Below are 15,311 nucleotides of genomic sequence, written 5' to 3' on the forward strand. Positions count from 1 at the left end.
GAGGCATACTAGAGTGGCAATACATCCAGAAGAATTACAAGGTGAAAAGGAAAAGCTAGAAGAAACAAAAAACTGGCTTAAAGACGAAATAAAATATTTAGAAGGTAATGTTAAGGAATTTAATGAAAAGGTTCAAAAGCTTAAAAAAGAGTCTAAAGGTAAATATAGCTTTGAACTTGATACTGCAATTCATATTCAAGAAGCCAATAAAGAAAAGGTAAAAAACTATAAAGAAGTAAAGGGAGCACCATATTTTGCGAGGATAGATTTTAGAGAAAGACTTAGAGATGCAGAAAGTTTTTATATAGGTAAAATTGGATTAAATGATGAAAAAGAGCAAGAAGAAAAGGTAATAGATTGGAGAGCTCCTATCGCAGATTTGTATTATAGTGGTACTGAAGGAAAGAGCTCTTACTATGGTCCGTATGGCGAAATTGAGGGAGAATTATCTTTAAAGAGAAAGTTCTTAATAAAGGGTGGTAAGATTAAGGATGCCTTTGATGAAGGAGCTAATCAAATCATATTAAAGGTAAGTGAAAATGCTGAAGAAGCTCTTCAAGATGAATTTTTAAGAATAAATTTGGAGGAAAGTGCAAATAAAAAACTTAAAGATATAGTTGCTACAATACAAAAAGAGCAAAATGACATAATAAGAAGTGAAAAGAATAGGTCGCTTATAGTGCAGGGGTCAGCAGGTTCGGGTAAAACTACTGTAGCACTGCATAGACTCGCATATCTTCTATATAAGTACAAGAAAAATATCACTGGTGAAGATGTGCTTGTAGTTGCACCTAATAATTTATTCTTAGATTATATATCAGAAGTGCTTCCAAACCTTGGGGCAGGGAAGGTAAATCAGTTTACCTATGAAGAACTTGCTTTAAAGATATTAAAAACTAAACTTGAAGTATATAATAAAGATAAGAAACTTGCTTATGTGATTGAAAGCAGCGCGGATAAGGAAGTAGAATTTATAACCAAAGCAAGTAAAGTTAAGGGAAGTATTCTCTTCAAAAATATAATTGATAGATATATAAAATATATTCAATTGAATAATTTAGATTATGAGGATATAGAGGTTTGTGAATATACCCTTTTTAAAGGAAGAGATATAAAAAAGTTGTTTTTAGAGGGATTAAAGCATCTTCCTATGGAACAAAGGAAAAAAGAAATAAACAGTTACTTTAATAAACAGCTAGATGCAAAAGTAAAAAACATACATGCAATAATCGATGGGCAATATGAATTTTTATTCAAAGAGTTAAGAGAAATGCCTGAAGGAGAAGAAAAGAGAACTCAAATTAAAGCAGCATATGAAGAAAGAGATAATTTAAAGGGGAAAATTAAGGTAGATAGTAAAAAGATAATAAAAAGTTACTTTAGTGATTTAGGTAAGATAAATATAAATAAAGTATACTTAGGTTTATTTGAAGAAGAAATTTATGAAAAGCTTACAGAAGGTAAAATTCCTAAAAATATTTGGGAAGGTATGAAAAAGGAATCAGAAGAAAACTTTGAGAAGGGTTTTGTAGATAGTGATGACTTAGCTGCTCTTTTATATTTAAAATTTAGTTTAGAGGGAGTGGACGAAGAAGATAAGTTTAAGCACATTGTAGTAGATGAAGCTCAGGATTATAGCTTGTTTCAATTATATGTTTTAAAGTCTATGGTATCAAACAATTCATTTACGATAGTTGGAGATACAGGTCAAAGCATTTATTATTATAAGGGAATAGATGATTGGAAAAAGCTCATTGAATTTGTATATGATGGAGATGCAAATTATGTTGCATTATCTCAAAGTTATCGTTCTACAGTTGAAATAGTTAATTTTGCCAATATAGTACTTAAAAAACAGAAAAATAGTTTGAAGTCAGCTAAACCTGTATTAAGACATGGCATGATACCTGAAATTATTAAGTATGATGATTATAATGTGTTCATAGATATAATCAAAAGCATTGAAAATAAAATGAACGAGGAAAATAGAAAAACCATTGCACTTATAGGGAAAAATTCGGAGGAATGTGAAAATATAAAAAATATGTTTGATATTCATGGAGTAGAAGGATGGAAGCTTATAAATGAAGAGGATAAAAGAGTAAATTCAGAAAAGATAATAATTCCATCTTATATGACTAAGGGATTGGAGTTTGATTGTTCAATAATCATAAATGGAAATGATGAAAACTATAAAGAAGATGAACTGGATAAAAGACTATTATATGTTGTCCTTACAAGAGCGCTTCATAATGAGTATGTTTTATATAGCGGAAATTTGACAACTTTGCTTAAGGAGTAGTTGGTTGTTATGAAAAGATCTAAGAATAAAGCATTGTCCACAGTATCTACTATAATTTCAGGAGTAATTGTTATTAGTTCTGCAAGTTATGGAGGGAAAATAATTACATATATAAATGGGGGATTTAGATATGGCTATAGATTATTTCCACTTATTATATTTCTGACAATAAGTTTTATATTCATACAAGAAATGAATATAAGAATGGCAAAGATAACTGGTAAAAGTTTTGCAGATCTTATAAGGGAATGGTATGGAGCAAAACCGGCATTTTTTGCTATGATTATGGTTTTAATATCAAGTATATTTTTGACTATTTCAAGCTTTGGAGCAAGCTTAATAGGGGTAGAGCTTATGGGTGTAAATAAGTATATAGCTATACTTATAATTTCTATATCCATATGGCTTATGATAACTAAGAGATATTATGAAAGTGCTCAAAATATATTTTTTTTATTAAGTATTATATTTATAATGTATATAATTTCAGCAATTGACGTTAATAATTCGAGTAAAGTCATGATTAAATCTGTGCAAAACATAGACTTTTGGCAAAGTGATTATATATACTATTCTTTAAGTATAATAGGAGCTTCCATTCCAACTTACATGATGTTTCATCTTCAATCATATTTAGTTCAGGAAGATTTGAGTTTCAAGGAATATGGAGAACAAAAGATAGGTATATATATAGGGATTTTAATAATGTTTTTAATTTCATTGCTTATTATGATTGTAGGGATTGAAAGTTTCCAAAGGGGAGGGGAAATTGCCATAAGTAATAAGAATCTAGGGGTGATTTTTATAAAGGCTTTTGGAAAATATGCTAAATATATATTTGGCATGGGAATATTAAGTTTTACAACTATAACATTAGCTTTAATCCCATTAGCTGGAACACTTGCAATATGTGATGCTTTTGCATTAGAAAATGGATTTGAAAAAAGTTGTAAAGAAGCACCGCTATTTTATATAATATTTACATTTATTCTAGTTATAAGTGGCATTTTTGTTTTATTAAACCAGAGTTCCCTTATAAATTTGATAATTTTAGCTCAAGCATTAGCCTCTATGATAGTGCCTGTAATTCTTATATATATGATTATAATAACAAATAACAGTGAGATTATGGGGAAAGAAGTAAATAAGCCAATACAAAATATAGTTGTATGGTTTACAGTGATAAGTATAGTAGTGTTTTTTATAGCTTTAATGATATATAAAATTATGGCAATGTTTTGAAAACATTGCCATAATTTTATTCGAGTTTTTATGAGCATAGGGAAATTTTCCATGGATAGTTATATTAAAAAAGCAGGAAGTATTCCAAGTATAGGGCCTACTTTAGGTTGTTTTTTTATAAGCCCTGAACAGTATCATAAAAAGCTGCTATAAAATTATACATAAAAATAAAGTTTACCATCTTGTACAGAAGAATTTATTTTACCATTATTATAAAGATAAGATAAAAAAGAACTTACTGCAGATAGATTTAGGTGATATTGTCTAAATTCCATATCTAAGTTATTTAAAAGAGCTAGATTTTCTAAAACATCTTCTTTAGATAATGGTTGATCTAATAATTCCAATATATCATTCAAATATCTATTTATATTTTCTATATTCTTTTCAGCTAATTGAGTTATTTCTAACTTTTCATAAATTTTATCACTGTGTCCTATTACAAAATAATCTGCATCTATCTCTTTTATAAATTTTAAGGTGTTTAGACTCTCCTCTATATCATATAAGTATGGTAGGGAATATTTATCTATTGTGGTATCACTAAAGAGTGAGTCGCCTAAGAAACATACTTTTTCAGGAGTAATAATTCCAATTTGCTCTATGGAATGTCCTTTAAGAGAAATTATTTCAAGTTTTTCATCATTTATTTTATTTGTTCCATATTCAAGTGAAAAGTCTGTAGATAAAGATTTATTGCTTTTATCTAAACCTTTAAAAGGATTTCCAGTGGAAATTATGGCAGCGTGAAGTTCCTGGTTTTCCATAAATAGTTTTTCCTTTAGAGAAGAATAAACTAGGCATCCAGGATAATTATTTTGAAAATATGTATTCCCACCACAATGATCTAAATGGCTGTGGGTATTTATTATATATTTAGGATGAAGGCCATTTTGTACTAGTAGCTCATCTATTTTTTTTGTAGAAGAATTATTCATGCCCGTATCTACTAAAAGACAGTTTTTATTTTTAAATACGTAAACACCGATATTTGTAGGGGCATTTATGTAATAAGTGTTACCCTTAATCTTGCTAAGCTCCATAGTTTTCAGCTCCTTACATGATGTATAAAACTTTCTAATTATAATGTTATATATAATATATCATTTATGTATTGATATGTAAATTTTATAGTATTTAAAATATATAGTAACTTTATAAAACCTATAATAAAATTAGTCATATAAATCTTATTATAGAATATATTTATTATATAAATGTAAATTAACTATGAAAATAAATTAAAGAATAAATTTCGATTTACTGCTTTATCTAATAGGATGTAGAATTATCATCTATGTCTCCATAGGTAAAATCCAGTAAAAGCAACTCTGTATGCTTTTATTGGATTTTTTGATTTTCTAGTAAATAATTCAATTCATTTAATTTAAAATGTATTGAATTAAATAATATAACTAAGGGGGTATTTATATGTTATTGGGAATTTCACCTTTGTTTGCACTTATACCGCTAATACTTTATATAGTTCTGGCTTTCAAGGATATTAATCCAATCTTAAATGTTTTATTATGTGTCATTATTACAGGAATTTTAACAAATAAACCTTTATTAGGTATGGGAGCAGTGATTGGAGAATCATTAGGATCTTTCCTTGGATTAATAGGATTTATAATTATGTTAGGCTCTGCGCTAGGGGCAATCTTGAAAAAGACAGGTGTTGCTGAAAACTTAGTAAGAACAGTTATGAGAAAGATAGGAATAAATACAGAAAAAAGAGCAATATTAGCATCTATGATTGCTTCTATGGTGTTAACTGCTTTACTTGGAACCTTGGCAGGAGCAAACGCAATTATAGCACCAATAGTAATACCATTAGTAGCAGCTATTGGAATAACCCCATCTTCTTTATCAGCAGTGCTTATGGGAGCAGGACTAACAGGAATGTTTATAGGACCTTTTTCACCACAAGTTGTTACTATAATGGGGTTAACTAGGCTAAGCTATGTAGAATACTTAATATCTGCTGGATTGCCTGTAACAGCAGTGTGCTTAATAGTAACTTATATCATGGCTAATAAAATTCAGAAGGATACAAAGGGCATATATTCTTATGAAAGTACCGAAAATATTGATATCAATGAAAAGGCAGGAGAAAACGCTAAGAGAGCTACCTATGGTTTTTTAATCACATTAACTCTTTTAATAGTTTATGGTATTTATGTAAAAAGTGGAGCTTCCTATGCCATAGTTGTAATGTTTACTACAGCAGTTATAACAGGAGTTACAGGGAAGTTAAGCTTAAATGAAATATTTAATACGTTAGTTGAAGGGGCATCACGTATGATGTGGCTGTTTATAATGTTCATATTATTCAATCCGTTCATAACTTTTATAGAAGAATCAGGAGCTTTTAAATCATTAGTAACCTTGCTAGAGCCATTATTAGGCTCAGGTAATAAGATAGTTTTTTCTTTAGTCTCTACTTTAACCGGAATTTTTGGAATAGGAGGGGCCGCTGTAGCTCAATCGGTAGTAATGGACAAAATGTTCAATGGATTTGTACAAGATTTAGGAATGTCAACTGGCTTGTGGGCAATGATTTTACTAGTTGGTTCTCAAATAACTTCCTTTGCATATCCAGAGGCAGATATGTTAGGACAAATGGGACTTGCTAGATCAAAAGATTTAAAGAATATGGTTAAGTTTGGAGTTATTGTTGTTATAGCTAATGTTTTACTTATATTTATAAGAGCTTTCTTTGGTTAAGGAGGGAAACATAATGGAGTTAAAAAACAGCATTGAAAATATAATTGGCAATTCTAATGGAAATATAGCAGTAGCGTTAAAGATGATGAATGATAAGTGTACAATAATGATAAATGAAAATATGATATTTCCTTCAGCTAGTACTATTAAGCTCATAATAATGTCAACTGTTATGAGAGAAGTAAAAGAAGGCAGAATGTCATTAGATGATAAAATCAAATTGCTAAATTGTTCAAAGTGCGGAGGAGACGGAATATTAAAGGAATTAGAAGAAGGACACATATTTACTTTAAAGGAAATTGTAACTTTGATGATTATACTAAGTGATAATACAGCAACCAATATATTAATTGATATGTTAGGAATGAAAAAAGTAAATGAAGAAGCAGAAAGATTAAAATTATATAATACTCAATTACGAAGAAAGATGATGGATTCAGCTGCGGCAAAAATGGGAAGAGAAAATGTAACAACAGCTAAAGACTTATGCAGTGTATTAGAAAGCATTTATGAGAGAAAGTTAGTAAGTAAAGAATATAGTGAAATAATGCTTGACATATTAAAAAGGCAGCAAGTTGGAGGAAGATTAAATTTATATTTACCAGAAGATTTAGTAATTGCTCATAAGACAGGTGATTTAGATAAACTAGAACATGACGTAGGAATAATTTTTCATCCAAAGGATAATTATATAATTTGTGTATTAACTAACAGGATAGACACAAACAAGGAAGGAAGAGAAATCATAGGGAGTATATCTCGTGAGGTGTATAAAAGTATAGAAGGAATTAAATAAAGAGATAGTTCTACAATGTTTATTTAAAATATTCAATTAATTCTTGAAATTACAATCAAGATGGATTATAATAACAATATAAACATTAATATACAAATAATTAAATAAAATATGTTTTACTGCTTAGTTTATTTAGGTGCCTAAAGCATTTGTCGTAGACGAAGTCCAGTAGATGAGTTACTCATTTACTGGACTTTTTATATTTCGAAATATCTAAAGTAATAAGTTTAAAAGTTAGGAAGTGATAATTTTGACACAATTAGATAAAAAAATAGAGGAAATGAAGGATGAAGTCATAAGGGAAGTACGAAATGTAGTGAAAATTAAAAGTGTAGAGGAAGATCCTAAAGATGAAATGCCCTTTGGGGAAGGATTATATAAGGCGTTGAATTATACTTTGGAATTAGCGGATAATATGGGATTTAAAACCAAAAATATGGACAACTTTGTTGGATATGCAGAATACGGTGAAGGCCAAGAAATGATAGCAGTGCTTGGACATTTGGATGTAGTACCTGAAGGTGATGGTTGGAAATACCCACCGTATGCAGCGGAAGTACATGATGACAAAATTTATGGAAGGGGTACCATTGATAATAAAGGGCCACTTATAGGAGCACTATATGCGTTAAGAGCCTTAAAGGAGCTAAGGCTTCCAATAAGTAAGAGAATAAGAATAATATTTGGAACTAATGAGGAGACGGGAAGTAACTGCATTAAGTATTACCTAGATAAGGGGGGAGAAATACCAGTAGCAGGATTTACTCCAGATGCAGAGTACCCTATAATAAATGGAGAAAAAGGGATTATAACTTGTAAATACGAAAGAGATATATGTACAGACGGAGATGTAAAAATAAAATGTATAAAGGGTGGCATTGCACCAAATGTAGTTCCGGATTATGCAGAAGTGGTTATAAGTGCTCCTAAAGATAAATTAGAATGTATTAAGAAACAAGTATTAAGCAAAGATAATTTTCAAGCTGAAGTTGAAGATTGGGAGTATTTAAAAATTAAATCTTATGGGATATCAGCTCATGGAAGTACTCCAGAAAAGGGTGAAAATGCAATTTCAAGTTTATTAATTCTATTAGAGGAATTCGATATAAAAGGGGATATGGGAGAGGTTATAAGATTTATAAATAAATATATAAATACAGAAGTAAATGGACAGTCACTAGGTGTTTATATGGAAGATGATATATCAGGAAAGTTTATATTGAATTTAGGAACAATACAGGGCAATAATAACAAAATAAGTTTTGAGTTAAATATGAGATATCCTGTCACAAAAGATTATGAAGATTTCAAGCATATATTACAGCAGAAATTTAAAGAGGGTAAATTAAAGCAGGTATATTTAAGACATAAAAAGAGCTTATATGTTGCTCCTGAGACAGATTTTATAAAAAAGCTTCAAAAGGTCTATGAAGAAAAAACAGGGGAGGCAGCTAATCTAATATCTATAGGAGGAGGAACTTATGCTAAAGCTATGCCAAATGTAGTAGCCTTTGGTCCAATATTTAAGGGGCAGGAAATGGTAGAGCATAAGCCTAATGAATATATTGAGATAAGTCATTTAATAAAAAATACAAAAATAATGGCAGAGGCTATGTATAAATTAGCAAAGTAATAAAATTAAAATATCTATAATGTCAATAAAAGGGAGGAGTACCTATGATAACGAAAGGCTTTACTTATGTAGCATTTTTGCTTTTCTTTGCAAGTTTGCTAGTGCTAGCAGAAAAGAAATCAAAATCTAAATTTTTTAATTATGTCCCAGCTATTGTTCTTTTATATTTTACAGCTATGCTTCTATCAACATTTGGAGTGTGGCAAAATAACAAAGAAATAACAGCAGTATATAAGGGATTAAAAGATAATCTTTTACCTGCTATGATATTTTTAATGCTTTTAAGATGTGATCTTAGAAAGATATTTAAACTAGGACCAAAGATGTTAATTGGATTTTTTTCAGCAAGTATAAGTATTATGCTTGGATTTGTAATAACTTATGGGTTGTTTAAAGGATTTTATGAGGAGGATACATGGAAGGCATTTGCAGCTCTATGTGGAAGCTGGCTTGGTGGAACTGGTAACATGGTAGCAGTACAAGGAGCCTTAAATGTATCAGATGCAAAACTTGGATATACACTGCTTATGGATTCTATAAATTATTCTATATGGGTTATGTTCTTATTATGGTTAGTATCATTTTCACCTAAGTTTAATAAGTGGACAAAGTCTAATACAAAACTTATAGATGAAATAGGAGAAAAATTAAGCAAAGATAGTGAAAATATGAGAAAAGAAATAGAATTTTCAGATATTATAATTTTGCTTGGATTAAGCTTATTTGTTTCTGCAATATCTCAGTATATAGGTGGAATGCTTCCACAATCAGTATTTTTCCAGGGAACTACATGGACAGTGCTTATAGCAACCTTAATAGGGGTAGTATGTGCTATGACTCCTATCGCTAAGATACCAGGAGCTTCACATCTTTCAAACCTTATGTTATATACAATAGTTGCATTAATAGCTTCCAGGGCAAACTTCTTAGAACTTACTCAAGCACCTATATATATAATTTCAGGATTTGTGATACTAGGTATACATGCGATAGTTCTAACAATTTCTGCAAAGATATTTAAGCTAGATTTATTTACATGCGGAGTTGCAAGTTTAGCGAATATTGGAGGGGTAGCATCTGCACCAATACTTGCGGCAGCTTATAGTGAAGCATTGGTTCCTATAGGGGTTCTAATGGCGCTTATGGGATATATTGTAGGCACAGGTGGAGGACTTATAGTAGGAAAGATACTTTCTATAATGTAATTTATAAATTATGGGGGGAATATAATAAATATGAGAAAACTTAAATTAAGGAGTATTTTAGTTTTGGCGTGTACTGCTCTTATTTCCACTAATGTTTATGCGGCTGGAGAAAATTATGTTCAATATCAGACTAATGTACCTAAAGTTAGCGATGAGATGATGAAAGCTGACTTTTGGATAAACAATACTGAAGATCCAGATAAAATTATTATGGATAGTAAATCTATAGAAAAATATAATAAAGTAATTGAAGAAAAAGAGTCAGCAATTGTGGATCTTGAAAAATATAATGAATCATTTAAAAAAGATGAATTAACAAAATTAATATTAAACATCAGCTCATCTTCATCTACACCTAGATATGATGCAGAGGGTAAGCAAGCTACAGAAGTTTATTATAATAAGCTAAAAGAAAATTTAAATTTAAATGCATTACAAGAGGTTAATAAGGTCAAATATGGTATTACAGTAAAAAGAACGATTATGAAGACTTATCCAACATATGATGTATTATTTAAAGAAGGAGATAATTATGAATTTGACAGATTAATGGAAACAGCTCTTTATCCTTTAGAACCATTAGTTATATTAAGCCATAGTAGAGATAATAAATGGTTTTTTGCACAAATGTATAATTACTTAGCTTGGATACCAGCAGAAGATGTAGCTATAACTACCAAGGAAGAATTATTTGATTATATTAACTCAAAGGATTTTATAGTAACCACAGGTAAGAGAGCATTTACTGTTAATAACCCATTAAATTTGCAAATTTCTGAATTGAAGTTCGATATGGGAGTAAGAATTCCTCTTGCCACTCATGATGAAATTGGAGACGATATTTATGGGCAAAATCCTACAGGAAATTATGTAGTTAAACTTCCTACAAGAGATAACAATGGTAAGATGGCATTAAAGCTTGCATTAATGTCCAAGTCAGAGGATGTAAATGTAGGATATATATCTTATACGAAGAGAAATATATTAAGCCAATCTTTTAAACTGTTAGGTGAAAGATATGGCTGGGGTGGAATGTTTAATGGAAGAGATTGCTCTGCTTTTATAATGGACATATATAGGACTATGGGATTTAAATTACCTAGAAATACAGGAGAACAAGCTGAAATAGCTATGGCAAAAGATTATAATATGTCAGAAGAAATGAAATTAGATGAAAGAGAGAAGTTATTTGATGGTATGAATATTGGAGCTGCATTATACATGCCAGGTCATGCCATGTTATATCTCGGCAAATACAATGGAGAACACTATATGATTCATGATTTTTCAGGATTTTATAACAAAGATCAAAGTGGGAAATACAAATATTACAGATCGCGTCAAATCATGGTTACACCTGTAACTATAGTTTCAAGTGAAGATGGGAAAACTTATTTGGAAGAAATGACCATTGGGAAAGAGTTTATATTAGACAAGCAATAAATATTATTTTATAATATTTATTGGGGTGGTTTTAATGTATAGTTCTGATACGGTATATGTAGTTGGAAATTCAAAGACAAATACTGAAAATGCAATAACAACTATGTACAATTCATTTTATATTGGTTTTGTAGTAGATATAACTACAGATAAAGTAGTAGACTTAAGTTGTTCTTCTACTATAAGAACAACAGATGAATTTGTCCAAAGCCTTTTGATAGGTAAAATGTTAAATTACTATGATGAAAAGGTAGAGAGTGAAGTGAAAAGAAGGTATCATGGATCTTCACAAAGAGCAATTTTAGTAGCATATAAAGATGGTATAAAAAAATATAATGAAATAAAACAAAAATATTTTTAAAATTACTGCTTTGTTTAATAAGATATAGTCATTTACTACTGTATCTACCTAAATAAAATCCAGTAAAAGCAAGTTTTGTTACTTTGCTTTTGCTGGATTTTTGCATTTAATTTAATTTTGGGAGGAATAAATTATGAAAATAACAGATATAAGAATAGGATTAATTTCAGTACCATTAAAAACACCTTTTAAAACCGCTTTAAGAACAGTAAATAGCGTAGAGGATGTTATAGTTGAGATATATACAGACACAGGCAATATAGGATTTGGAGAAGCACCTCCTACTGGAGTAATAACAGGGGACACCACTGGTGCAATAATTGGTGCAATTAAAGATCACATTAGTAAAACAATTATTGGAATGGATATAGAAAACTTTGAAGAAATAATATTAAGATTGGATAAATGTGTAGTAAAAAATACTAGTGCTAAAGCAGCTGTAGATATAGCTTTGTATGATTTATATGGACAAATGTATAAGGCTCCATTATATAAACTTCTAGGAGGATATAGGAAAGAAATTGTTACTGATATAACTATAAGTGTAAATGAGCCTGAAGAAATGGTTAAGGATAGCCTAGATGCAATTAAAAGAGGATATGAAACACTTAAGATTAAGGTTGGGAAAGATTCTATAAAAGATATAGAAAGAATGAAAGCCATAAGAAAGGCTATAGGATATGATGTAAAACTTAGAATTGATGCAAATCAAGGATGGAAACCTAAAGAAGCGGTTAAAGTTTTGAGACAAATGGAGGATGCAGGACTTGATATAGAATTTGTAGAGCAGCCTGTAGCTGCACATGATATAGAAGGACTTAAATTTGTAACAGATAATATTTCAATACCAGTGCTTGCAGATGAAAGTGTATTTTCTCCAGAAGATGCATTAAAAATACTCCAAACAAGAGCTGCAGATTTTGTAAATATAAAACTTATGAAAACAGGAGGGATTCATAATGCACTTAAGATATGTTCTATGGCAGAAATATATGGAGTTGAATGTATGATAGGATGTATGCTTGAGGCAAAAGTAAGTGTTACTGCAGCAGTACATTTAGCAGCAGCAAAAAGTATTATAACAAAAATAGACTTAGACGGACCGGTGCTTTGCAGCGAAGATCCAGTAGATGGTGGCGCAATTTTTAATGAATCTATTATAACACTAGAAAATACCCCAGGATTAGGAATAAAGGGGATACAAGGGTTAAAGTATATTTAATTCTTGTATACACATAATACTAAGGCATAGGCACATGAAGGCGTCTATGTCTTCTATGCTTTATAGAAAAAATATTAAATAATTATTTTATTGCATTGTATAAATGCTATAACTTCAATAAATTATGAAAGGTTTACATGGTTTATAAAATTTCATAATTTTGTTATAAATATTATGGTATAATAAATCTTAATAAAATAAGTAAAAGTTTGGGGGTATATATTGTATGAAAGTTATAAAACGTGATGGAAGAATTGAGGAATTTGCGATTGAGAAAATAAGAACTTCACTAGCTAGAACTTCTGATGAAGCTAAAAATCCCTTAACAGATGGCGACTTAAAAGTTATTGAAGAAAGAATAATGAGAGATTTAATGGCACTTAAAAAAGATAAAATAGAGTCACGTGAAATAAGAGATATTATACTAGAAAAGCTTAATTATTGTGGATTTAGTGGAATCGCTAAGAAATACGATTCGAGAAAATAAAATACTTTAAAGAGAAAAATAAGGACATTAATTTTTGTATAATTTTGTATAATTGAAGCTCTAGCATGAGAGTTTATCACAGACAAGTTTTACTGGAGGAAAATACTATGGAGTTAAACAAAAAAGTTGATGAATTGAAGGAAGAACTTATAAAATCTACTCAAGAAATTATAAAAATAAAAAGTGTTGAGGATGAGCCGAAAAATGGAATGCCTTTTGGAGAAGGAGTAAATAGAGCACTTGAATATGCATTAAAGATATCTGAAAAGTTAGGCTTCAAAACCAAAAATTTAGATGGATATGTAGGATACGCTGAGTATGGAGAAGCAGAAGATTATGTTGCAGTGCTTGGGCATTTAGATGTGGTTCCAGAAGGAGATGGATGGATATATCCACCGTATGCTGCAGAAATTCATGATGATAAGATGTACGGAAGGGGAACTTTAGATGATAAGGGACCTATAATGGCAGCGCTTTATGGACTTAAGGCAATTAAGGATTTAAACTTGCCTATTTCTAAAAGAGTGAGAATAATATTCGGAACAAATGAAGAAACAGGATCAAAGGAAATGCATCATTATATAGAAAGAGAAAGTATGCCAGTATCAGGGTTTACTCCAGATGCTATGTATCCTTTAATACATGCAGAGAAGGGGTTAATGAGCTTTAATTTAGTTAAGGACATAAATACCTGTGGAAATGAAGAAATAAGTATAAATTATATTAGGGGTGGACATAGAGTAAATATGGTTCCAGATTACTGTGAAGCTGGAATATGGTCAAGAGAAAAAGATGTTATAATACATGCATTAGAAAAATTCAAGCTGAAAAATGATTTTAATATAACTGCTCATATAAAAAGTGATATGGTAGTTATTAAATCAGTAGGGGTTTCAGCTCATGGAAGTACTCCGGAAAATGGAATAAACTCAATAATGCAGTTGTTTAAGTTTTTAGAAACGCTTGCATTTGAAGATACAGAATTATATGAGTTTGTCAAATTTATGAACAAATACGTGGGTTTTGAAGTAAATGGAGAATCTTTTGGAGTTTATTTGCAAGATGAGGTGTCAGGCACACTTTCTTTTAATATTGGAACAGTGAACTTCCAAGATAAAAAAATATCTATGGGACTTAATTTAAGATATCCTGTAACAAAAAACTTGGATGATGTATTAACTGGACTTAATAATACTATAAATAAAATAGGGATAAAAGTGGAGAATATGGATCATCAAGCGTCGTTATACTTCCCTAAAGACCATCCGCTAATTAAAAAACTTTTAGGTGTGTATGAAGAAGTAACAGGAGATAGTGGTGAAGCTTTTGCTATAGGTGGAGGAACTTATGCAAAAGAAATGAAAAATATAGTAGCCTTTGGGCCTATATTTCCTGGGAAACCCGACTTAGATCACCAAGCAAATGAGTATATTGAAATAGAGGATTTAGTGATGAATGCAAAAATATATGCAAAAGCTATATATGAATTAGCAAAATAAAAGTATATTACGACATTTTTAATGCTCTGGGTCATATAGAATTTTCATCTAGGAAGGCGTTCATTTCGCCGAGAACGGCTAATATTTATAAATTAGTACAGAAAGATCTTTTAGGGCGGCAGCCCAGGGACGGTACAAGAACTTATAAATTAAATGATGAAATTTAATTTATAAGTTAAAGATAAGGTATCACAATAAAGGATTTTCGATAAAAAATAGAATAGAGAACGTTAATTATAGAAAGTATATTTGCATTAAAGAAAGGCGCAAAAGTTATTAAGCCTATATTTGTAACCATGTCATTAGGTGTGGCTTTAAAAATGCTTTATGAAGTAGTAAGACCGCTAATTTAGCTAACGATAAATGATTATAGCTAGAGTGGCATTTAATTACT

The 15,311-nt window shown here is 30.2% G+C and carries 12 protein-coding genes; 11 read left to right on the top strand and 1 reads right to left on the bottom strand.

What is annotated here, in order from left to right:
* Positions 1-13 precede the first annotated feature (13 nt).
* On the top strand, positions 14-2,302 hold the full coding sequence (gene helD / locus JOC70_RS08670) for an RNA polymerase recycling motor HelD (RefSeq protein ID WP_204598465.1): 2,289 nt from the start codon (positions 14-16) through the stop codon (positions 2,300-2,302).
* A 9-nt stretch (positions 2,303-2,311) separates the two neighbouring features.
* Complete coding sequence (locus JOC70_RS08675) at positions 2,312-3,544, top strand: NRAMP family divalent metal transporter (RefSeq protein ID WP_204598466.1); 1,233 nt, start codon at positions 2,312-2,314, stop codon at positions 3,542-3,544.
* A 155-nt stretch (positions 3,545-3,699) separates the two neighbouring features.
* On the opposite strand, the gene JOC70_RS08680 is transcribed toward JOC70_RS08675, so the two are convergent.
* Entirely contained in the window at positions 3,700-4,587 is an 888-nt protein-coding gene (locus JOC70_RS08680) for an MBL fold metallo-hydrolase (protein WP_204598467.1), read from the bottom strand.
* A 388-nt stretch (positions 4,588-4,975) separates the two neighbouring features.
* Here JOC70_RS08680 and JOC70_RS08685 point away from each other — a divergent pair, with 388 nt between their 5' ends.
* The 9 genes from JOC70_RS08685 (at position 4,976) to pepV (JOC70_RS08725) (ending at position 14,917) form a co-directional block, all read left to right on the top strand.
* Positions 4,976-6,271: a GntT/GntP/DsdX family permease gene (locus JOC70_RS08685; RefSeq protein ID WP_204598468.1), complete on the top strand. Its 1,296-nt coding sequence runs from the start codon at positions 4,976-4,978 to the stop codon at positions 6,269-6,271.
* A gap of 13 nt (positions 6,272-6,284) precedes the next feature.
* The gene (locus JOC70_RS08690) at positions 6,285-7,067 is read left to right on the top strand and encodes a serine hydrolase (RefSeq protein ID WP_204598469.1); all 783 of its coding nucleotides are present in this window, start codon (positions 6,285-6,287) and stop codon (positions 7,065-7,067) included.
* Between the two features lie 250 nt (positions 7,068-7,317).
* A complete protein-coding gene (gene pepV, locus JOC70_RS08695; protein ID WP_204598470.1) occupies positions 7,318-8,700 on the top strand; it encodes a dipeptidase PepV in 1,383 nt (460 codons plus the stop codon).
* A gap of 44 nt (positions 8,701-8,744) precedes the next feature.
* A complete protein-coding gene (locus tag JOC70_RS08700) occupies positions 8,745-9,905 on the top strand; it encodes a DUF819 family protein (protein ID WP_204598471.1) in 1,161 nt (386 codons plus the stop codon).
* Between the two features lie 30 nt (positions 9,906-9,935).
* On the top strand, positions 9,936-11,348 hold the full coding sequence (locus tag JOC70_RS08705; protein ID WP_204598472.1) for an SH3 domain-containing protein: 1,413 nt from the start codon (positions 9,936-9,938) through the stop codon (positions 11,346-11,348).
* A gap of 34 nt (positions 11,349-11,382) precedes the next feature.
* On the top strand, positions 11,383-11,709 hold the full coding sequence (locus tag JOC70_RS08710; protein ID WP_204598473.1) for a DUF3870 domain-containing protein: 327 nt from the start codon (positions 11,383-11,385) through the stop codon (positions 11,707-11,709).
* Positions 11,710-11,842: 133 nt separating this feature from the next.
* Positions 11,843-12,931, top strand: a complete 1,089-nt coding sequence (locus JOC70_RS08715) for a dipeptide epimerase (RefSeq protein WP_204598474.1) — start codon at positions 11,843-11,845, stop codon at positions 12,929-12,931.
* A 226-nt stretch (positions 12,932-13,157) separates the two neighbouring features.
* Positions 13,158-13,418 (top strand): ATP cone domain-containing protein, encoded by a 261-nt coding sequence (locus JOC70_RS08720; RefSeq protein WP_204598475.1) that lies wholly within the window; start codon positions 13,158-13,160, stop codon positions 13,416-13,418.
* Between the two features lie 107 nt (positions 13,419-13,525).
* Positions 13,526-14,917: a dipeptidase PepV gene (gene pepV, locus JOC70_RS08725; RefSeq protein ID WP_204598476.1), complete on the top strand. Its 1,392-nt coding sequence runs from the start codon at positions 13,526-13,528 to the stop codon at positions 14,915-14,917.
* Positions 14,918-15,311 lie beyond the last annotated feature (394 nt).

Origin of the sequence: Clostridium pascui (genome assembly GCF_016908015.1) — a bacterium.
GTDB lineage: Bacteria > Bacillota > Clostridia > Clostridiales > Clostridiaceae > Clostridium_AK > Clostridium_AK pascui.